General features: G+C 68.0%; 22 protein-coding genes. 11 read left to right on the forward strand and 11 right to left on the reverse strand.

What is annotated here, in order from left to right; all coding sequences use genetic code 11:
- Positions 1-100: 100 nt before the first annotated feature.
- Entirely contained in the window at positions 101-3631 is a 3531-nt protein-coding gene (locus tag KBZ12_RS01175) for a DNA polymerase III subunit alpha (protein WP_254955836.1), read from the forward strand.
- Here the strand turns inward: KBZ12_RS01175 and KBZ12_RS01180 are convergent.
- The 3 genes from KBZ12_RS01180 to ruvA form a co-directional block, all read right to left on the reverse strand.
- The gene (locus KBZ12_RS01180; RefSeq protein ID WP_254955837.1) at positions 3611-4033 is read right to left on the reverse strand and encodes a PAM68 family protein; all 423 of its coding nucleotides are present in this window, start codon (positions 4031-4033) and stop codon (positions 3611-3613) included. The genes KBZ12_RS01175 and KBZ12_RS01180 overlap by 21 nt on opposite strands.
- Before the next feature lie 10 nt (positions 4034-4043).
- Complete coding sequence (rpsO, locus tag KBZ12_RS01185; protein ID WP_015108092.1) at positions 4044-4313, reverse strand: 30S ribosomal protein S15; 270 nt, start codon at positions 4311-4313, stop codon at positions 4044-4046.
- Between the two features lie 77 nt (positions 4314-4390).
- Entirely contained in the window at positions 4391-5044 is a 654-nt protein-coding gene (ruvA, locus tag KBZ12_RS01190; RefSeq protein ID WP_254956021.1) for a Holliday junction branch migration protein RuvA, read from the reverse strand.
- 22 nt (positions 5045-5066) lie between these two features.
- Between ruvA and KBZ12_RS01195 the strand changes: the two genes are divergently transcribed.
- The gene (locus KBZ12_RS01195) at positions 5067-5528 is read left to right on the forward strand and encodes a hypothetical protein (RefSeq protein ID WP_254955838.1); all 462 of its coding nucleotides are present in this window, start codon (positions 5067-5069) and stop codon (positions 5526-5528) included.
- On the opposite strand, the gene KBZ12_RS01200 is transcribed toward KBZ12_RS01195, so the two are convergent.
- Positions 5494-6885: a cation:proton antiporter gene (locus KBZ12_RS01200; protein ID WP_254955839.1), complete on the reverse strand. Its 1392-nt coding sequence runs from the start codon at positions 6883-6885 to the stop codon at positions 5494-5496. The genes KBZ12_RS01195 and KBZ12_RS01200 overlap by 35 nt on opposite strands.
- Positions 6886-6905: 20 nt before the next feature.
- Positions 6906-7727, reverse strand: a complete 822-nt coding sequence (locus tag KBZ12_RS01205) for a DMT family transporter (protein WP_254956022.1) — start codon at positions 7725-7727, stop codon at positions 6906-6908.
- Between the two features lie 175 nt (positions 7728-7902).
- Between KBZ12_RS01205 and dnaG the strand changes: the two genes are divergently transcribed.
- From dnaG to KBZ12_RS01220, 3 genes are all read left to right on the forward strand, one after another.
- Positions 7903-9987 (forward strand): DNA primase, encoded by a 2085-nt coding sequence (gene dnaG, locus KBZ12_RS01210; RefSeq protein ID WP_254955840.1) that lies wholly within the window; start codon positions 7903-7905, stop codon positions 9985-9987.
- A 73-nt stretch (positions 9988-10060) separates the two neighbouring features.
- On the forward strand, positions 10061-11059 hold the full coding sequence (locus KBZ12_RS01215; RefSeq protein ID WP_254955841.1) for a sensor domain-containing diguanylate cyclase: 999 nt from the start codon (positions 10061-10063) through the stop codon (positions 11057-11059).
- Positions 11060-11072: 13 nt separating this feature from the next.
- Positions 11073-11333: a hypothetical protein gene (locus KBZ12_RS01220; protein WP_254955842.1), complete on the forward strand. Its 261-nt coding sequence runs from the start codon at positions 11073-11075 to the stop codon at positions 11331-11333.
- Between the two features lie 90 nt (positions 11334-11423).
- On the opposite strand, the gene KBZ12_RS01225 is transcribed toward KBZ12_RS01220, so the two are convergent.
- Complete coding sequence (locus KBZ12_RS01225; RefSeq protein ID WP_254955844.1) at positions 11424-12293, reverse strand: hypothetical protein; 870 nt, start codon at positions 12291-12293, stop codon at positions 11424-11426.
- A 446-nt stretch (positions 12294-12739) separates the two neighbouring features.
- On the opposite strand from KBZ12_RS01225, the gene KBZ12_RS01230 reads away from it, so the two are divergent.
- Complete coding sequence (locus tag KBZ12_RS01230; protein WP_254955846.1) at positions 12740-13585, forward strand: hypothetical protein; 846 nt, start codon at positions 12740-12742, stop codon at positions 13583-13585.
- Between the two features lie 17 nt (positions 13586-13602).
- Here KBZ12_RS01230 and KBZ12_RS01235 read toward each other — a convergent pair whose 3' ends face one another.
- The 4 genes from KBZ12_RS01235 to KBZ12_RS01250 are packed head-to-tail and all read right to left on the reverse strand — an operon-like array spanning position 13603 to position 16217.
- A complete protein-coding gene (locus KBZ12_RS01235) occupies positions 13603-14883 on the reverse strand; it encodes a Y-family DNA polymerase (protein ID WP_254955848.1) in 1281 nt (426 codons plus the stop codon).
- Complete coding sequence (locus tag KBZ12_RS01240) at positions 14880-15206, reverse strand: LexA family transcriptional regulator (RefSeq protein WP_254955850.1); 327 nt, start codon at positions 15204-15206, stop codon at positions 14880-14882. The genes KBZ12_RS01235 and KBZ12_RS01240 overlap by 4 nt, the downstream gene beginning before the upstream one ends.
- Before the next feature lie 44 nt (positions 15207-15250).
- On the reverse strand, positions 15251-15679 hold the full coding sequence (locus KBZ12_RS01245) for a hypothetical protein (RefSeq protein WP_254955853.1): 429 nt from the start codon (positions 15677-15679) through the stop codon (positions 15251-15253).
- A 10-nt stretch (positions 15680-15689) separates the two neighbouring features.
- On the reverse strand, positions 15690-16217 hold the full coding sequence (locus KBZ12_RS01250) for a pentapeptide repeat-containing protein (RefSeq protein WP_315859263.1): 528 nt from the start codon (positions 16215-16217) through the stop codon (positions 15690-15692).
- Positions 16218-16370: 153 nt separating this feature from the next.
- Between KBZ12_RS01250 and KBZ12_RS01255 the strand changes: the two genes are divergently transcribed.
- Both KBZ12_RS01255 and KBZ12_RS01260 read left to right on the forward strand, forming a co-directional pair.
- Entirely contained in the window at positions 16371-16892 is a 522-nt protein-coding gene (locus tag KBZ12_RS01255) for an EAL domain-containing protein (protein ID WP_254955854.1), read from the forward strand.
- A 172-nt stretch (positions 16893-17064) separates the two neighbouring features.
- A complete protein-coding gene (locus tag KBZ12_RS01260) occupies positions 17065-17430 on the forward strand; it encodes a YraN family protein (protein WP_254955855.1) in 366 nt (121 codons plus the stop codon).
- Positions 17431-17455: 25 nt separating this feature from the next.
- On the opposite strand, the gene KBZ12_RS01265 is transcribed toward KBZ12_RS01260, so the two are convergent.
- Entirely contained in the window at positions 17456-17767 is a 312-nt protein-coding gene (locus KBZ12_RS01265) for a hypothetical protein (protein ID WP_254955856.1), read from the reverse strand.
- A 77-nt stretch (positions 17768-17844) separates the two neighbouring features.
- On the opposite strand from KBZ12_RS01265, the gene rsmA reads away from it, so the two are divergent.
- Genes rsmA through KBZ12_RS01280 form a run of 3 tightly spaced genes read left to right on the forward strand, consistent with a single transcriptional unit; the run spans position 17845 to position 19945 of the window.
- Positions 17845-18690: a 16S rRNA (adenine(1518)-N(6)/adenine(1519)-N(6))-dimethyltransferase RsmA gene (rsmA, locus tag KBZ12_RS01270; RefSeq protein WP_254955857.1), complete on the forward strand. Its 846-nt coding sequence runs from the start codon at positions 17845-17847 to the stop codon at positions 18688-18690.
- Between the two features lie 5 nt (positions 18691-18695).
- Positions 18696-19646: a 4-(cytidine 5'-diphospho)-2-C-methyl-D-erythritol kinase gene (ispE, locus tag KBZ12_RS01275; protein ID WP_254956024.1), complete on the forward strand. Its 951-nt coding sequence runs from the start codon at positions 18696-18698 to the stop codon at positions 19644-19646.
- Complete coding sequence (locus KBZ12_RS01280) at positions 19643-19945, forward strand: DUF3082 domain-containing protein (protein ID WP_254955858.1); 303 nt, start codon at positions 19643-19645, stop codon at positions 19943-19945. The genes ispE and KBZ12_RS01280 overlap by 4 nt, the downstream gene beginning before the upstream one ends.
- Positions 19946-20044 lie beyond the last annotated feature (99 nt).

A 20044-nucleotide genomic window follows, 5' to 3' on the forward strand; every position in this document is an offset into this window, starting at 1 on the left:
CCTGGACCCCATATCTGGTGTGCCCAGCCGCGCTTTCGGCTCTCAAAGGCCTTGATCTGGTGGTGTTCCCCCCTAGGCTTAGCTCCGCCACGCAGAGCCTTTGGCCTTCGTCCCCCTCCACAACCACAGCGACTACAGCCTGCTGGACGGGGCCTCCCAGCTGCCGGCCATGGTGGAGCGAGCGGTGGCCCTGGGCATGCCGGCCCTGGCCCTCACCGATCACGGCGTCATGTATGGCGCCATTGAGCTGCTGAAGCTGTGTACGAAGGCCGGCATCAAGCCGATCATCGGCAACGAGATGTACGTGATCAACGGCTCGATCGAGGATCCCCAGCCGAAAAAGGAACGCCGCTACCACCTGGTGGTGCTGGCCCGCAACGCCGTCGGCTACCGCAATCTGGTCAAGCTCACCAGCATCAGCCATCTGCGCGGCATGCGCGGCCGGGGGATCTTCGCCCGGGCCTGCATCGATAAATCCTTGCTGCAGCAATACAGCGAAGGCCTGATGGTGGCCACCGCCTGCCTCGGCGGCGAGATCCCCCAGGCGATCCTGCGGGGGCGCCCCGATGTGGCCCGCGAGGTGGCCAGCTGGTACCGGGAGGTGTTCGGTGACGACTTCTACCTGGAGATCCAGGACCACGGCGGCCTCGAAGACCGCATCGTCAACGTGGAAATGGCGCGGATCAGCGCCGAGCTCGGCATTCCCCTGCTCGCCACCAACGACGCCCATTACCTCACCAGCAACGACGTGGAGGCCCACGACGCCCTGCTGTGCGTGCTCACCGGCAAGCTGATCAGCGACGAAAAGCGCCTGCGCTACACGGGCACCGAATACATCAAGAGTGAGGCGGAGATGGCCGAGCTGTTCGCCGACCATCTGGAGCCGGAGGTGATCGCCGCCGCCATCGCCACCACCGCCATGGTGGCCGAGAAGGTGGAGGACTACGACATCCTTGGGCGCCAACAGATGCCCCGCTTCCCGATCCCCGAGGGCCACACCCCGGTGAGTTATCTCAGTGAGGTGAGCCACCAGGGGCTGCGCCGCCGCCTCTCCCTGGCAGATGACGCTGCCATCGATTCCGGCTACGCCGAGCGGCTGGCCTTCGAGCTCCAGGTGATGGAGCAGATGGGCTTCCCCACCTACTTCCTGGTGGTCTGGGACTACATCCGCTTCGCCCGGGAGCAGGGCATTCCGGTGGGCCCTGGGCGCGGGTCGGCCGCCGGTTCGCTGGTGGCCTACGCCCTCGGCATCACCAACATCGATCCTGTGGAGCACGGCCTGCTGTTCGAGCGCTTCCTCAACCCGGAACGCCAATCGATGCCTGACATCGACACCGATTTCTGCATCGAGCGCCGCGGTGAGGTAATCGACTATGTCACCCGCCGCTACGGCGAGGACAAGGTGGCCCAGATCATCACCTTCAACCGCATGACCTCCAAGGCGGTGCTCAAGGACGTGGCCCGGGTGCTCGACATCCCCTACGGCGAGGCCGACCGGCTGGCCAAGCTGATCCCCGTGGCCCGGGGCAAGCCGGCCAAGCTCGCCGAGATGATCGGCCCCGAGTCGCCGGTGCCGGAATTCCGCGAGAAGTACGAGAACGATCCGAAGGTGCGCCACTGGGTGGATCTGGCCCGCCGGATCGAGGGCACCAACAAAACGTTCGGTGTCCATGCCGCCGGGGTGGTGATCGCCGCCGAACCCCTCGATGAACTGGTGCCCCTGCAGCGCAACAACGACGGCCAGGTGATCACCCAGTACTTCATGGAGGACGTCGAGGCGATGGGCCTGCTGAAGATGGACTTCCTGGGCCTCAAGAACCTCACCATGATCGAAAAGACGATTGAACTGGTGGCCCAGGCCGAGGGGGAACGGCTCGATCCCGACGCCCTGCCGGCCAACGATCCCGGCACCTACGCCCTGCTGGCCCGGGGGGATCTCGAGGGCATCTTCCAGCTCGAATCCAGCGGCATGCGCCAGATCGTCCGCGATCTCAAGCCCTCCTCCCTGGAGGACATTTCTTCCATCCTGGCCCTCTACCGGCCGGGGCCCCTCGATGCGGGCCTGATCCCCAAGTTCATCAACCGCAAGCATGGCCGCGAGGCCATTGATGTGGCCCACGCCAAGCTGGAGCCGATCCTCAAGGAGACCTACGGGATCATGGTCTACCAGGAGCAGATCATGCGGATCGCCCAGGATCTGGCGGGCTATTCCCTCGGTGAAGCGGATCTTCTGCGGCGGGCCATGGGCAAGAAGAAGGTGTCGGAGATGCAGAAGCACCGCCACCAGTTCGTCACCGGCGCCAGCGATCGGGGCGTGGACGCCGCCATCGCCGAGGCGCTGTTCGACCAGATGGTGCTGTTCGCCGAGTACTGCTTCAACAAGAGCCATTCCACCGCCTACGGCGCCGTCACCTACCAGACCGCCTACCTCAAGGCCCACCATCCGGTGGCCTACATGGCGGCCCTGCTCACGGTGAATGCCGGCACCACCGACAAGGTGCAGCGTTACATCGCCAACTGCCAGGCCATGGGCATCGAGGTGATGCCGCCGGACGTGAATGCCTCCGGCATCGACTTCACCCCCGTGGGCAAGAAGATCCTCTTCGGCCTCTCCGCCATCCGCAACCTCGGCGATGGCGCCATCCGCCAGCTGATCGAAGCCCGCTCCAGCGGCGGCCCTTTCCTGCACCTCGCCGATCTCTGCGACCGGATCCCGGGCCAGCAGCTCAACCGCCGGGCCATCGAGTCGCTGATCCACTGCGGTGCCCTCGATGGCCTTGAGGCCAAGGCCAACCGGGCCCAGTTGATGGCCGATCTCGATCTGGTGCTCGATTGGGCCAGCTCCCGCGCCCGCGACCGGGCCAGCGGCCAAGGCAACCTGTTCGACCTGTTCGGCGGCGGGTCTGCGGGGACTTCCGAGGGCGCCGCTGCCGTGGAGGCCCCCGCACCGCCGAAGGCCGCTTCGGTGGCCGACTATCCCCCCACCGAGAAGCTGAAGCTGGAGAAGGAACTGCTCGGCTTCTACATCTCCGACCACCCCCTGCGCCAGCTGGCGTCCCAGGTGCGGCTGCTCACCCCGATCGGCCTGGCCAATCTTGAGGAGATGGCCGACAAGGCCAAGGTGAGCGTGGTGGTGATGGTGAGCGAGATTCGCCAGGTGACCACCCGCAAGGGCGACCGCATGGCCGTGCTGCAGCTGGAGGACCTCACCGGCTCCTGCGAGGCGGTGGTGTTCCCCAAGAGCTACGCCCGCCTGGCCGACCACCTGATGGTGGATGCGCGCCTGCTGCTCTGGGCCGGCGTCGACCGCCGCGACGACCGGGTGCAGCTGCTCGTGGACGACTGCCGCAGCATCGAGGATCTGCAGCTGGTGATGGTGGAACTGGCGCCTGAGCAGGCCGGCGACATTGCCGTCCAGCACCGGCTGCGGGAATGCCTGACACGCCACCGTCCAGGCCAGGAGGAGGCTGGCGTGCGAGTGCCCGTGGTGGCGCTGGTGAAGCACCAGGACGAAACCCGCTTCGTGCGGCTGGGGGGCCAGTTCTGCGTCGCCGATGCGCCGGCGGCTGTCGAGACGCTGGCCTCGGCCGATTTCAGGGCCTGGCTGCGCTCACCCCTGGGGGCTGCCTGAGCCGGAGCCCGAGGTGCCCTGGCGCATGGCTCGCACCGAGGTCCGTACCCGTCCGATGTTGACGCCGATCTGCTCCAGGCCCAGGAGGGTGCCCGGGGCGTCCTCCCAGCTGGCGGAGAGCACCCCATAGCTGAGGCCCAGCAGACCCAGCAGGAAGAAGGCTCCGGAACCCACCAGGGTGAGGCCGGGGGGGATGTCGAGCACACCGCGGCTGACCAGCAGATAGCTGGCCACGAACACGCCCATGCCAAGGACGGTGGGGGTGCCCGTGGCGATGGCGATGCGCCGCACCATGCGGTTGGCCACCGCCTCGGGAATCACCTGCTGGCGGGGCGCCTTGGCCGGGGTCGTGGGTACGGGGCGGTCTGCCCCGAAGGATTTCGGCTTCGGCCGACGGGCCATGGGACGTCCCTCAGCCGCGGATGCCGAGTTTCTTGATCAGTTCGGCGTAGCGGGTCTCGCTCTGGGCGCGGAGATAGCCGAGCAGGCGCTTGCGGCGACCGATCATCTTGAGCAGCCCCTGGCGGGAGGAGAAGTCGTGGATGTTCTTCTGCAGGTGGCCACTGAGTTGCTGGATCCGCTCGCTCAACATCGCGACCTGCACTTCCACCGAGCCGGTGTCGGTGCCGTGGGCCTGATGGGAATTGATCAGTTCCTGTTTCTGGGTGGTGGTGAGCGGCATGGGCGGATCTGAGCCCGAACGGTGCAAACCAACACCTTAACGCGCAGCCCGTAGGCCTTCCCTCTGGGTCTGCCGCTTCAGGCCACGGCGCGGGACAACCAGCGCAGACTTTCGCGGATCCAGTCATCGGCACCAGCGGAGGCCTCAATACCGGCGGCGGCAACGGCCCGCAGGGCCCGGTGGATTTCCAGGGGCTCGTAACCGAGCGCCACCAGGGTGATCTGCACTTCTTCGCGGCAGGGGGCCGCTGGGCCCCCTGGGGTTTCGCTGCCGGGGGCTTCTTCCTCCTCCAGGGGATCCACCAGGCCGGCGAAGCGCTCCTGCAGGCGCGCTCTCAGCTCCACCGACAGCCGCTCGGCCGTGCGCTTGCCCACCCCAGGGGCCAGGCAGAGGCTGCGCAGATCGGCGTGGACGATGGCGCGCACCAGGTCGGGCACCTCCAGGGCGCCGAGCAGGCCCAGGGCCATCTGGGGCCCCACACCGCTCACGGCCACCAGCTCGCGGAACAGGTCCCGCTCCTGGCGGGCCGAGAAGCCGTAGAGCGTCCAGCCGTCATCGCGAATGCTGTGGTGCACGTGCAGAGCCAGATCGCTGCCCACCTCGGGCAGGCGCTGCCACTGCCTCAGGGTGAACTGCACCTCGTAGCCCACCCCCTGGCAGATCAGCAGGGCCCCGCAACGGTTCGCCTGCTGCCATGGTTCGGCCAGTCGCCCCTGCAGCCAGCCGATCATGGTGAGACGTGCGTCAGCCCCCATGCTGCCCCTCCTGCCAAGCCCCCCGGGCCGCTCCCGGTCGCCGCTGTCGCTGGTGCTGTCATCGCTGCTGGCCCTGGTGCTGCTGCTGGGGGGCTGCTCCAGAGCCGCCCAGCCCCCCAGGGGCGTGTTGCTCGACGCCCTCTCCCTGCAGATCCAGCTCACCCAGGGGGCCATTGCCCGCGCCCTCAATCTGGAGGCCGGCGGGCTGCCCGAGGTGAGCCGGGTGCGGGTCGAGGAGCAGGAGACCATCGCCATCGGCGAAGGACGGGGCCTGCACCTGAGTGGCCGCTTCGACTGGCGTCTGCCGGGGGATGCCATTCGCGTCGACAGCCCCTTCGAGCTCTACCTGCAGCGGGGCTCCAGGGGTGAGAGCTGGCGCCTGGCCCGCCCCAGCGGCAGCAGTGACGGCAACAGCCAGGACTGGATCACTGAGCCCCTGCCACTTCCTCGGAAAGCCTGAGCCAGCGGGCCACGTGGGGAAGCGTGAGGCCTTGCACCAGCAGGTTGATCACCACGACACAGAAGACGATGCCGCCGGCGTTCTGCACCAGGGTTGGCACGGCGGCCGGGTCGATGCCACGCACCCTGGGGATGGCGTCGACCATCTCGAAACTCAGGGCGAGCGGAACGGCGCCGCGCAGACCACACCAGGAGACCAGCAACGAGTCCCGCAAGCTGAAGGGCGAGAGGCGTTGCAGCAGCAAAACACTCGCCGGCCTGGCCACCAGCATCATCGCGAGGGCGACGACGATGCCCTCTGGCAATGCCGGCAGGAGATCCAGGGGATGGACACTCAAACCGAAGATCAGGAAGACGGTGATTTCGGTCATGTTGTTGAACGGCAGCAGCGTCTGCTGCAGGGCTTCGGGTGTGATCTGTTTGTTGCTGTAGGTGTTGTTGCGCAGCATCAGTCCGGCCACATAGGCGCTGATGAAGCCGGAGCCGCCCATCAACTCCGCCACGCCATAGGAAATCAGGCCGATGGCGATGCCCAGGAGCAGCAACTGGCTGGCCTCCCGCACCAGCCGGTTGAGGCTGAAGCGCCCCAGGTAGCTGACGCAGACGCCGATCAACAAGCCGGAACCGATCTTCTGCAGGAACGTCTGCAGCTGCTCCACCACCACCTGCTGCCCGCTGCTGCCTCCTTCCAGGGTCGTCAGGCCGATCACCAGCCCCAGAAACAGGATGCCGGTGGGATCATTGACGGAGGATTCGAACTGGATCAGGGCCGAAAGCCGGTTTGGGACCGCCCGTTGCACCATTTGCAGGACATTCATCGTGGCCCCGGCGTCGGTCGAGCCCAGACAAGCGGCGACCAGCATCGCCACGGCCACCGGCACCTGCCGGAAGCCGAGCTCGATGCCACCGGCATCGGGGGAGGCCACGAACCAGACGATCGTCCCCAGAATCAGGCTGGAGAGGATCACGCCACCCACCGCCAGGATGATGCCGTATTCAAGGAAACCGCGTATCGAGCGGATGTCGGTTTCCAGGCCTGCGTTGAACAGCAGGATCGACAGACTCAGATCCTGCAGCCGCAGGATCGTCTCATGGCTGAACAGGGTGACGGAGGGATTGATGAACAGGCCGAAGATCAGCACGCCAAGAATCGCCGGCACCCCGATCTTCAGGGAGAAGCGACTGATTGCCAGGGTGCCAAGGAAGATGCCGCCGATGGTCACCATGATCAGCGGCAGGGGGACGATCCCCGGCGCGATCGGCGGCCGGATCAGTGGCGTCTCCGCCCCCTGAGCGAAGCCCGCCACCACCGTGGCCAGCCAGGCATGGACGGCACCGGGCAGGGGGATCAACAGCAAGGGAACCCAACCTGGCGGCGTCATCGTAGGGGCGGCTGGCCCAGGCTTATCAGCGTGGCCATCAGGATCAGGGCCGCCCCGATCGCCGTCGGCAGATCAACGGTTTCTCCGAAGATCCACCAACCCCAGAGGGCGGCGAATCCCACCTGCACGTAACTGATCGCCGTGGCCCGGGCCGCCGGTAGCTGGGTGAGGGCCCGGGTGAGGCCCACCTGACCCACCTGGGTGAACACCCCCACCCCCAGCAACCAGAGCCATTCGCCCGGCGTCGGCAGCACCGGATCGAGCAGCACCAGGGGCAGGCTCATGGGCAGCGCCATGAGCGGAAAGAAGAAAATGATCACCGCCGGGTGTTCGCTCCCGGCCAGGCTCCGCACGCTCACGTAGGCCACGGCGGTGAGCAGGGCGCCGGCCACCGCCACCGCCACCCAGGCGGCCGGCAGGGCCGAGTTGGCCGCCGGCTGGGCCACCAGCAGCACGCCCAGCCAGCCCAGCCCCATGGCCAGCAGCACCCGCCGGCCGAGGCGTTCGCCCAGGAGCAGCCAGGCCAGCAGCGCCGTGAAGGTGGGGTACAGATACTGCAGCACCGTGGCGGCGGCCAGGGGCAGGTGCATCACGGCGGCATAGACGCAGAACAGGGCGGCACTGCCCACCAGGCCCCGCAGCACCAGCAGTCCCCGGCGCCGGCCCCAGGGATCCACACCCAGCCTTCGGACCATGGCGTAGCTGAGCACCAGGCTCACCAGGGCCCTGGCCAGCACCACCTCGGCGATCGGCAGCCGGTCGCCGACCTGCTTCACCCCCACCACCATCAGGCTGAAGGCCAGGGCGCTGAGCACCATCCAGCCCCCGGCCGGCAGGGCTCGACCGGGGTCGATCGGGGGCGTTCGGTTCACCCGGTGATCTCCATCCGTGGTGTCAGGCCCCAGAATGGGGCCAAGTCCACCACCACCGATAGGGTCGGCACAGCGGCGGCCCTTCACCCTGCACGCCCCGATCTGTCTTGAGCCTGCACTCTTGAGTCTTCCCCGTCTCCATCCCCGCACGATCGAGGCTGTCAAGGAGCGGGCCGACATCGTTGATGTGGTGGGGGAGCACGTGGTGCTCAAGAAGAAGGGACGGGAGTTCGTCGGGATCTGCCCGTTCCACGACGACAAATCCCCGTCGATGACGGTGTCCCCCGCCAAGCAGTTCTATTACTGCTTCTCCTGCGGGGCGGGCGGCAACGCCATCAAGTTCCTGATGGAGCTGCAGCGCACCAGCTTCAGCGAGGTGGTGCTGGATCTGGCGCGTAAATACCAGCTGCCGGTCGAGACCCTCGACGGCCCCCAGCAGGAGCGACTGCGCCAGCAGCTCTCCCGCCGCGATCGTCTGCACCGGGTGCTGGCCCTGGCGGCGGGCTGGTTCCAGGGCCAGCTGCGCTCGCCGGAGGGGGCGGCGGCCCTCACCTACCTGCGCCAGAGCCGCGGCCTCAGCGAGACCACCCTCGAAGCCTTCCAGCTGGGCTATGCCCCGGCCGGCTGGGATGGTTTGCTGCAGCACCTCCAGCAGGTGGAGGGCCTCGGGCCCGACCTGCTGGAGGCAGCCGGTCTGGTGGTGGCCCGCAAGGGGGGCAGCGGCTTCTACGACCGCTTCCGCGACCGGGTGATGGTGCCGATCCGTGATCGCCAGGGCCGGGTGATCGGCTTCGGTGGGCGGGGTCTGGACGGGGCCGAACCGAAATACCTCAACTCCCCGGAAACGGAGGTGTTCGAGAAGGGCAAGCATCTGTTCGGGCTGGACCGGGCCGCCGACGCCATCCGCCGCGACGACCGGGCCGTGGTGGTGGAGGGCTACTTCGATGTGATCGCCCTGCACGCCGCCGGCATCACCAATGCGGTGGCGGCCCTCGGCACGGCCCTCAGTTCCAGCCAGATCACCCAGCTGTGCCGCTGCTGCGACGGCCGGCGGCTGATCCTCAACTTCGACAGTGACGGGGCGGGCATCCGTGCCGCCCAGCGGGCCATCGGCGAGGTGGAGCAGCTGGCGCTGCAGGGCCAGCTGGAGCTGCGGGTGCTGCACCTGCCCGCCGGCAAGGACCCCGACGAGTTCCTGCAGCAGCACGGCCCGGGGGAGTACCGCTCCCTGCTCGATCTGGCCCCGCTCTGGCTCGACTGGCAGATCGAGCAGGTGTTTGAAGGCAAGGATCTGGCCCGGGCCGACCAGTTCCAGCAGGCCGTCTCCGCTCTGGTGCAGCTGCTGGGCAAGCTGCCCCAGTCGGCCGTGCGCAGCCATTACCTGCAGCAGGTGGCCGAGCGCCTCTCGGGCGGTCAGGCCCGGCTGGCCATCCAGCTGGAGGAGGACCTGCGCCAGCAGGTCAAGGGCCAGCGCTGGCACGGCCGCTCCGTGAAATGGGAGCAGCCCGGGGAGGTGGGGCACCGGGAGCGGGCCGAGGCGGAGATCCTGCGCCTCTACCTCCATTGCGCCCCCTGGCGCGGCGTGATCCGCGCCGAGCTGCGGCGCCGCGAACTCGATGACTTCGCCCTCCAGCACCACCGCCAGCTCTGGGCCGCCATCGGCGAGCTGGAGGAGGACAACCTCGGCGCCGGGCGGCTCGAGGCGATCAACCGGGGCACCGATCCCGGCCTGGATCTGGCCGATCTCGACCTGCCCCGCCTCCTCGGCGACCGGCTGCTGGTGGAGCAGAGCGCCCTGCTGGGCCGGCTCACTCCCCTGCTGGAGCCCAGTGAGGTGCAGCGCCTCGCCCTGGCCCATCCGCCGCTGCAGTTACGCGGGGCCACGGCGTCGCTGGAGCGCCAGCGGGTGCTGCGCCGCTGCCGTCACCTGCTCAATGCCTGGTCGAGTCAGCGCCTGCAGACCCTGGAGCACTGCATCGCCCGGCTGCTGGAGGAGGAGCGCCAGGTGCCCCCGCCAGCCCCCACCTCTCCGGCGGTCGGCAGCGGGCTCGACATGGAGACCCGCATCCATGAGCTCTTCGATGCCCTCAACGTCGACGCCCTGCGTTTCCAGGAGGCCTATTACGCCGAGCGCCGCTACCTGAACCAGCTGGATGACGGCCGCCGCGCCGGTTACGAGGAAACCCTGGCGGTGCCCGCGGCCTGAGTCTGTTCTCCCCCTTCGGATTCCACTTGCCGGCGCCCGTTCTGCCTAGATTTTGCTTGGACGCAGGCTTGCCATGGCTCCCTATCCGGCCTATCCCGTCCCCGCCGACGAGGACCAGCGGCTCCGTGAACTGGAGCGCTACGGCATCCTCGATGCCGACAGTGACGAGCACTTCGATCGCATCCTGGATCTGACCGCGGCCCTCTTCCAGACCCCCATCGTGGCCCTCTCCCTGGTGGAGGCCGATCGGCAGTGGTTCCTGGCCAAGCGGGGACTTCAGGTGCGCGAAACGCCCCGTGACATGGCCTTCTGTGCCCACGCCATCGTCCACGACGAGGTGATGGTGGTGCCCGATGCCCGTGCCGACGAGCGCTTCCGCAGCAACCCCCTGGTCTTCGCCGATCCCCACATCCGCTTCTATGCCGGGGCGCCCCTGCAGACCCCTGAGGGCCACAACCTCGGCACCCTCTGCGTCATCGATCGGGAGCCCCGTGATCTCAGCCCGGAGCAGCGCGAGCTGCTGCACCGCCTGGCCCAGCTGGCCATGCGCGAGCTGGAGCTGCGGCGCCTGGCCCACCTCTGCCCGATCACCGGCCTGCCCACCCGTCACACCTTCCTGAGCATCGGCGAGCGGGAGTTCAACCGTGCCCGCCGCGACCAGCACCCCCTGTCGCTGCTTCTCTTCGATCTCGACAATCTGCGCCTGATCAACAATCGCTGGGGCCACCTCGCCGGCGATCAGGTGCTCACCGATCTGGTCCAGCTGACGCGCACCTTTCTCCAGCCCCAGGACTTCGCTGCCCGCCTCGGGGATGGCGATTTCGCCCTGCTGCTGGTGGGAATCCAGCGTGATCAGGCCATGGCCCTGGCCGATGGCCTGCGCACCGCCGTCGCCCACCTGCCCGGCGTCCACAGCCATTCCGACTTCCGCCTGCACATCAGCGGTGGCCTCACCGTCCTGTCCCCCTCGGATCAGCGCTTCACCGACCTGATGCAACGGGCCGAGCGTGCCCTCGAGCTGGCCAAGGGCAACGGCCGCAACCAGATCGCCAGTTTATTTCATGACCTCTGACCCTGCAGCCGCGATGGGTATTTACGAAGTGTTCTGGCACGGTGAAGCGATTGCTGATGCCGGCGATCTTGACGAAGCCCTGGCCAGCTATGGCGTGGTGAAGCCCGAGGATGGCGATTGGGCGGCCGTCTGCGGCGAGGCCGAACCCGAGATCCAGCGTTACGCCTCCTTCGAGGCCTTTCTCGACAATGACGAGGCGCTGGAGACGATTCCCGTGAACGCCACGATGATTGAGGCGGCTGTGGGGCAGGCGCCACCGGCGGCCTCCAGCTGAAGGCCGACGGACGCCGGACTTGATACCCATCACCCATAAAAAAAGCCCCCCTGGATAGGGAGGCTTGCACTGGTGGGCGTGGCCTAAAACTCAGGATGTGATCTTGGTGGCACTGAGGCGGCGACGCAGCTTGCGGCTCCAGCCGAAGGCAGCGGCGGCACCAAAGAGGGGCATGGGGCCGGGGACGGGGGTGCTGAAAGCGTTGCCGTAAACGAAGTTGGGCGGCTCATTAACCGGGTTATTGTCTGTAAAAATGCCAAGACCAGCCGAGAACAGAGGGTTAGACCCTGTATAGCCCGACAACTTACCTCTGATCTTGGCGCCGGTGAAGGTTTGAACTCCCACAGAAGAAAGATCAAGAGGAATCGTGTTGATCAGTCCAGCAGTAGCCATTCCAAAGACAGGCATATTTGGACCCGTCAATTTAAAGTTTGCCGATTTGAAGGCTGGTCCGACCCCAAAATTCTGTCCAGTACCATTGACACTGAAGTCGCTGATGCCTTGGCCAGTTTGGGGTGCAAAGCCTGGAATCGACGATTGCTGCCAGATGCTTACGGTGTCATTGAAGGCAACAATATTTGGGTTCATGGGGTCCACAAAGAAGTTTGTATCAATTGTTCCTACAACAAACAGCTCAACATCCGTGAACGATAGTGTACCTGTGCCAATGTTAGCGATTTGAAGGCTGTAGTCGTTGATGACGCTAAAGTTGCTAGGAGTGGTAGTGAAAAGATTGCTAAAATCAATCTCAAAAGTATCGCCTACCATTACGGGGGTAAATGGCCCGCTGGGAACAATATTGTTGAGGATGCTGCTGGCATCAATGCCCTGGACACTCACCGTGGCGGCGGATGCCGGCTGCGCCACGCCCATCGCCACGCTGGCCATGGCTGCCAGGCCGCCGACCCCCAGCAGGCTCATGGGCTTTTGCAAGCGCTTGAGGGAGTTCAGCGAAACCATGGAAAACAGTTCAGTCCCGCAAATGGTACCCGTCGTCCTGCGCATCTGCGACTTCAACGCGTCGCCTTTGCTGCTTTCCGGTTGCGATCAGTGCTGGAACTGTCTGCGGTATGTCGTTGTGCTCGGCTGATTGCGGGCGTCTGAGCCTGGAGGTCGGCTGTGGCAACGCGCCCGAGCGCTGCAGGCGCCTGTGCCGATTCGGTCCGTGTCGCCGTCTGCGCATGCCGTTTCGACTTGGGGTTTGCAGCCTCGGGGCTCCAGGCAGCCGGCGCTGGTGGATCGAGCTTTTGAGGCAAAGCCTGCCTGGTTTGCGCTTTTTCTCGGATTTTGACGTGAAGGTTCACATCGATGGCGCTATTTTTGGCTTGGACCAAGTTTTGGATGCTGCACGGTACGGCCTTTGGCGATCCGGTTCGCGGTCGGTTCCTGTTCTTTTTCTCCTGCCTGTGAGCCCATCTCTGTCTGAGCGGGAATCGAGCCGCGAGCTCTCCCTGGTGTTGCAGTACATCGCCTACGGGCTGTTTGGCCTGTTTGTCGCCTTCCTGCTCAAGCTGGTGCTGCCGGTGGCCTTGCTGCAGCCCGCCTGGCAGTTGAAACTGGCCAATGCCCTGCGCACCACGGCCCTTTTTCCCTTGCTGGGGGCGGTGCTGCTGCTGCTGGCCAAGCTCTTGCGCTCCCAGTCCACCCGCCTGGCCGACCAGGTGCAGTGGATGCGGCGGCTCGCCTTTTTCGCCGCCATCGGCTTTCTGTTGCTGATTCCTTTGCAAACCCATGCGGGGCTGAAGCTGCTCGGTGACGGCAACAGCGAGGAACTGAGCGCCATGCGCCAGGTGAAGCAGGTGGCTGAGGAGATCCGCCTCGCCAAGAGTGAAGCGGCCATGAAGCGGGCGATCAGCCAACTGCCCGGCGCTCCCGCCCAGATTCAGGGCGCGTTCACCAAGCCCCTCGACCAGGTGCGGGCCGTGGTGCTTGATCAACTCCAGCCCCAGATTCAGCGCGCCGACTACCGCCTGGCAGAGCTGCGCAAGCTGCGCCTGCAGGGGGGATTGCTGGGCTGGATCACCGATGGCTTGGCGGCCCTCGCCCTGGCTGTCTGCTTCGCCGCCATTGGTCAACTCAAGCGTGGAGGCTCCAGCCTGCTGCTCCACGTCCTTCATCTGCCGGACGTCCTGCGTTTTCGTCAAGGCCTGGGCCGACGTCCCCGCAGCCGGTGGATGCGGCCTGGCTTGCATCGCTTCAAGACGATGGGGAGGACCCAGGCTCGCCAGGGGCAGGCCAGCCCCCCCCTGTGAAGCGCCCCTGAAGGCCCTCAGGCCCGCACCACCGGCACATCGCTCAGCCGGGTGGTGGAGGCCCGCGACAGGCGCGAGCGGCGCATCGTCCAGCGGGGCCGCAGGCCGCAGGCGGCCCACTGCACGGTGCCGCTGCCGTAGCGGCGGTTGAGGCCATCGACGGTGGCCATCAGGGCCTCGCGCCGCCGCTGCTGCTCCGGCGGCAGCGGCACCAGCAGGTGGTGCTGCAGCAGCTCCACCGGCTGCAGATCCTGCAGCAGCACGCCCGCCTTCTGCAGCGGCTTGTGGGGCCGGAACAGCCGCTCGGCCAGGGGCAGGGCGGCGGCGAGCAGCACGGCGGTGTCGTTGCTGGGCAGGGGCAGAGCCACGGTGGCGGCATTGGCATAGAAGCGGGTGCCGTTGAAGGGGCTGCTGCGCACGAACACCGTGACGCTGCTCGCCCGCTGCCCCTGGCGGCGCAGCTTTTCGCAGGCCCGGCTCAGGTAGGTGGCGATCGCCTGCCGCAGGCCCTCGAGGCTGGTGACCGGTTCGCTGAAGCTGCGGCTGACGCAGGTTTCCTGCTTCGCCGGCGGCACGGCCACCAGCGGCAGGCAGCTGTGGCCGCGCAGTTCCTGCTGCAGGCGCACCCCCACGACGCCACAGCGGTGCCGCAGTTCGCCGCTCGGCATGTCGCGCAGGGCCCGGGCCTGGCTGATGCCCCGCAACCGGCACCAGCGGGACAGCTTGCGGCCGATGCCCCAGACGTCCTCGATGGCGATGGCCTCCAGCCAGGGGCCCGGATCCCCGGCCTGGCCCAGATCGAAAACGCCGCCATGGGTGAGGTCGCGCTTGGCGATGCGGTTGGCGACCTTGGCCAGCACCTTGGTGGGGGCGATGCCCACCGCCACCGGCAGACCCAGTTGGCGGCGCACCTGCCGGCGCAGGTCTTTCCCCCAGGCGGTGAGGTCGCCGTCGCCGGGGGGGCGGTGCAGGCGACCGAAGGCCTCGTCGATGGAATAGACCTCCAGCTCCTCCACCCAGGCTTCGAGGCTGGCCATCAGCCGCTGGCTCATGTCGGCATAGAGGCCGTAGTTGGAACTGCGCACGATCACACCGCGGCGTTCCAGGTCGTGGCGCACCTGAAACCAGGGGGTGCCCATGGGAATGCCCATGGCGCGGGCCTCGGCGCTGCGGGAGACGATGCAACCGTCGTTGTTGGAGAGCACCACCAGGGGCTTGCCGATCACGGAGGGGTCGAGGGCGGCTTCGCAGGAGGCGTAGAAGTTGTTGCCGTCGACCAGCACGGTGGCCTGGCTCATCGCCCCCCCGGCAGCGAACGGATCACGTGCAGCGCCACGCCCCAGAGGCGGTCGTCGTCGCGGCCACCGAGGGCGAGGGGCGGGTAGGCGGGGTTGGCCGGCTCCAGCCACCAGTGCGTCCCCCGGCGCATCAGGCGCTTGAGGGTGAATCCCCCCTCCAGCAGGGCCACCACGATGCCGCCGGAGCGGGGCGTGGCCTCCCGATCCACGACGAGCAGGTCGCCGTGGCGGATGCCGGCACCGAGCATCGAGTCGCCGCAGACGCGCAGCAGCAGGGTGCGGCCGGGGTGGAGGTTCAGCTGTTCGTTGAGGTCGACCCCCATCCCGGTCCCGGGCGACGGCCTTCAGTCTAGTACGAATGTACTGATCAGTCGTCCTCGAGCAGCAGTTGCTGGAAGGCGGTGTAGAGGTCCAGCTCGGGATCGCCGGCCGAGGGGCGGCTGTTCCCTCCGCTCCGGGGGGCCTGGGTCCAGCGGCGGCCGGTGCTGGCAGGAGGCTGGCTGCCGCTGGCCAGGTCGCCGCCGGCGGAGGGGCTGGTGGGGGGAGGCACCTCCAGTTGCCGCAGCCGCTCCAGCAGGTGGGGCGGCACGTTGCCGTCGGCGCTGACGTCCATCAGCCCGCGGAACAGCTTCTCGGGGTCCTGCTCCGTTTCGACGGGATGGCGGCGGTCGACCGCGCGGCTGCCCGGGGCCGCATCGCCGGCCGTCGGGGTGGGTGGCGGCGGAGCGGGAAGCTTGCTGGGCAGCTGGCGGCCCAGGGCCTCCAGCCGCTCACGGCTGCGGGCATCGAAGCTCATCGGGGCGGGCTCAGCTGCAGTTCAGTGTGTCGCGGGTGAGCCGACCGCTGACGGGGTTGGTGCCGCTGGCGGCGGCGCAGAGAGTGGTGAGGGCATCGCCGCGCAGGGGCACGTTGGTGAAGTCGGCGCCGTCGATGCGCACCCCGCGAAACTTGGTGTTGAAGGCGAAGGCGTCGTCGAGGCGGGCGTTGCGCAGGTCGGTGCCCTCAAACACGGCAGAATCGAGGGTGGCGTCCCGCAGATCGCTGCCGCTGAGGTCGGCGTCCTGGAGCTTGGCGCCGAACAGGCTGGCGCCGCGCAGGTCGGCCCCGGAGAGATCGGCGTCGCGCAGGTTGGTCAGGTTGAAGGTGACGCCGCGCAGGTCGGCGCCGTGGAAATCGGCTCCGATCAGCACCTGCTTGGCGTAGTCCATCGCTGCCGCCACCGGCGCGGGGCGGGCCAGCGGCAGCAGTCCGCCCAGCAGCAGGGCCAGCAGCAGAGCCAGGAACCGGGCCAGGAACCGGGGCAGGTAGAGCAGCGGGGAGAGGGGGCTCGCCATCGGGGATGGAGCGAAGAGAATCAGCCTAGGAAAGGGCTGCGCGCCCCAATCCGCGGCCCACTGCAAGGCCCGCGCAGCGATGCCGATAGGGACAGGGCGACTATCCGTGGTTTGGGTTCGGATCTTTGGACCGTTCGCTCTCCGAATCCGTGGATGGCCCAGGGCCTCCAACCCAAGGACTTGCAACCCAGGGACTCCCGGCGATCGAGCAGGAGCAGCGACCTGCTGATGGCCCTGGAACGCCACCAGCTGCCCCCCGGACGCATCGTGCTGGAGCTCACCGAAGGCAGCATCCTGGAGATGTCGAACCACGTCGCCAACCAGCTGCGGGACCTCCGGCGCCAGGGCTTTGATCTGGCCATGGATGATTTCGGCACCGGCTATTCGGGCTTGCAGCGGCTCACCGAGCTGCCCTTCAGTGAGGTCAAGATCGACAGGAGCCTGATCTCCGCGATCGACTACGACCAGCTGCAGCAGGCGATGCTCAGCGCCGTGATCCGGCTCAGCGACGCCACCGGAATCATGGTGGTGGTGGAGGGGGTGGAACGCTCCCGTCAGCGGCAGATGTTGCTCACCCTCGGTTGTCGCCACGGCCAGGGCTACCAGCTGTTGGCTCCCCTTTCCGATCTGGAACTGGAGGCCCTGCTCCAGAGCCAGATCACCCCGGAGGCCTGAGCGGTCCCGCCAGGATGCACTGGATCACCCCCCTGCTGCTGTTCCTGCTGGAGGTGCAGCTGGCCATCAGCCCGAACCCCCGTCGGTACGACTGAGCCCCACCGGCCCCCTGGTGTGCCGCTGGCTGGCTTGACCGCCGCCGGGAACCCTGCAGCAGCCGCTGCTTGCCGCCATGCCCCCCAGCCCCGCCCAGCGTCAGGGAGCCTGGGCGGAGCAGCGGGTGCTGCGGCTGCTGCGGCTCCGGGGCTGGCAGCTGCTGGCGCGCAACTGGCGCTGCCCCTGGGGGGAGCTGGATCTGGTGCTCCACAAGCCGGGACGGCTGCTGCTGGTGGAGGTGAAGGGGCGCCGCAGGGGCAGCTTGGACGGGTGGGGGATGGCCGCCCTGCGACGGCCGAAGCGGCAGCGGCTGGAGCGGGCCTGGAACTGCTGGCTGGCGGCCCACCCCCGCTGGGAGCGGACGCCGGTGGAGCAGGTGGCGGCCCTGGTGCCGCTGCCGCCCTCGCCGGGTCCGGTGCGCTGGATTCGGCTGGGCGATTGAGCCGTGCAGGGAGAGGGAGCCCGTCTCAGGGCTTGCTGGACGCAGGAGCGGCCGGTGCCGTCGTGGCCGGGGCTGGGCTGGTAGGGGTTGTCGTGTAGAAGACCGTGCAGCGGTAACGGGTGTTGTCCATGCCCACCTCCAGGTCCTCACAGACCGTGCGGGTGATCGTGGCGCCCTTGGGCACCTGGCTCTTGGCCTGCTGGCGGGTGGCCTGACGGTCGAAGATCGATTCGGCGGTGACGCTGCCGGCCCAGGCGGGGACCGCCAGCAGGGCAAGGCCGCCGGCCAGCAGGGCACCGGTCAGGCCGAAACCGCTGCGTTGGAAACCGGGGGCCATGGCGGAAGGGGGAAGACTGCTTCACCTCTAGCCAGGACTGACGGCCCTGCAATCTGGGGAGACCTGCCGGCGCCTCCATGACCTTCAGCGGCCACCGGGCTCGCAAGCGCTTCGGGCAGCACTGGCTCACCGATCCCCAGATCCTCGATCGCATCGTGGCGGCCGCCGACCTGCACGGGGCCGACCATGTCCTGGAGGTGGGCCCGGGGCGGGGCGCCCTGACCGAACGGTTGCTGGCCTCGCCGGCGGCGTCGCTGTTGGCGGTGGAGCTGGACCGGGACCTGGTGGTGGGCCTGCGGCAGCGGTTCGACGGCGACGGGCGCTTCACCCTGATCGAGGGAGACGTGCTCGAACTGGTCCTGCCTTGCCCCGAACGGCCCATCCCCACCAAGGTGGTCGCCAACATCCCGTACAACATCACAGGCCCGTTGCTGGAGGTGCTGGTGGGCCGCCTGGGCCGGCCGGCACCCTGTCGCTTCCAGCGGCTGGTGCTGTTGGTGCAGCAGGAAGTGGGCCAGCGCATCCGGGCCCGGCCGGGCAGCAGCGCCTTTTCGGCCCTCAGCGTGCGCATGCAGTTGCTGGCTCGCTGCAGCAGCGTCTGCACGGTGCCGCCCCGCTGCTTCTTGCCGCCACCGAAGGTCACCTCGGAGGTGATCGTGATCGAGCCGGTGGCGACGGAGAACCTGCCACCGCTGGAACAGTCCCTGGCGGTGGAAGGCCTGCTGCGGCGCTGCTTCGCCGGACGGCGCAAGATGCTGCGCACCAGCCTGGCGGGCCTGCTGCCGGCGCCGGCCCTGCTGGAGCTGGCCGCCACCGCCGGGGTGGACCTGCAGCAGCGGCCCCAGGAGCTGGCGCCCGCCCAGTGGCTCGCGCTCGCCACCGGCTTGAATCGCTTCACCAGCGCCGATCCCGGCGGAGCGTGACCCCGATGGCAGATGTGACGGTGCGGGCCCCCGCCAAGATCAACCTGCATCTTGAGGTGCTGGGCCTGCGGCCCGATGGTTACCACGAGCTGGCGATGGTGATGCAGAGCATCGACCTGGCCGACACCCTGGTGCTGCGCTCCAGCGCCGACGCCACGATCCGGCTGCGTTGCGATAACGCGGATCTGCCCACCGATGGCACCAACCTGATCGTCAAGGCGGCGGAACGGCTGCGCTCCCGGGTCGGCCTGCCGGAACTGGGGGTGGAGATCACGCTGCGCAAGCGCATCCCCATCGGCGCCGGCCTGGCGGGCGGCTCCAGCGATGGGGCGGCCGCCCTGGTGGGTCTTGATGCCCTCTGGGGTCTGGGCCTGGGCACCGAGAGGCTGCACGCCCTGGCGGCCGAGCTGGGATCCGACATGCCCTTCTGCCTGCAGGGCGGCACCCAGCTCTGCTTCGGCCGCGGGGAGAGGCTTGAGCCCATGCCGCAGCAGCAGGTGGCGGAGCGGGCGGTGCTGCTGCTCAAGCACCCGCAGGCCAGCGTGTCCACGCCCTGGGCCTACGGCCGCTGCCGGGAGCTGCGTGGCGACTTCTACCTGGAGAGCGAGGCGGACTTCGAACAGCGGCGCCAGGCCCTGCGCCACGGCCCCCTGCTGGCCGCCCTGGCCGATCCCGGCCCCTTGCTACCCCTGCGCAACGACCTCCAGTCGGTGGTGGCGCCGGAGGTGGAGAGCGTCCGCTTGGGCCTCGATCTGCTGCGTCGCGGCCCCCAGGCCCTGGCCGTGGCGATGAGCGGTTCCGGACCGAGCCTCTACGCCCTCTTCCCCGACCTGGCCGCCGCCGAGGCGGCCCGGAGCGCCCTGGCGGGGGAGCTCGGCGCCCTCGGTTTTTCCTCCTGGTGCTGCCGTTGCGGCGGGTCCGGTGTCAGCCTGGTGACGGATGGATCCCCCCCATGACGGACGAACGCCCCACCCCGCCGCCGCGCAAGGGACCGCTGAGCTTCCTGTCCGGCTCCCTCACCAGTGGTCTGCTGGCCTGGCTCAGCCTGGGCGTCAGCCAGCGGGTGGTGGGCTGGTATGTGACCCATCCGCCCCACTTCGATTCGGCCTTTGCCCAGAGCATCGCCACGGCGATGAAGACCCTGATGGTGGGGATGTGCTTCCTGGCCACCTTCACCTTTGCCTTCATCGGCCTGGGGCTGTTCCTGGTGTTCATCCGCAGCCTGTTGCCGGCTGAAGCGGAATCCCCTTCCTAAGCTGACAGCGCCGCCCTCCTTCCCCCGATGACTCCCCACGACCTGGGTCTGCTGGTGGTCCTGCTGCTGCCGGGCATGCTCCTGTCGGTCCTGCTGCTC

It is taken from the genome of Cyanobium sp. Cruz CV13-4-11 (assembly GCF_024346055.1).
In the GTDB taxonomy this organism is placed as follows: domain Bacteria; phylum Cyanobacteriota; class Cyanobacteriia; order PCC-6307; family Cyanobiaceae; genus Cyanobium.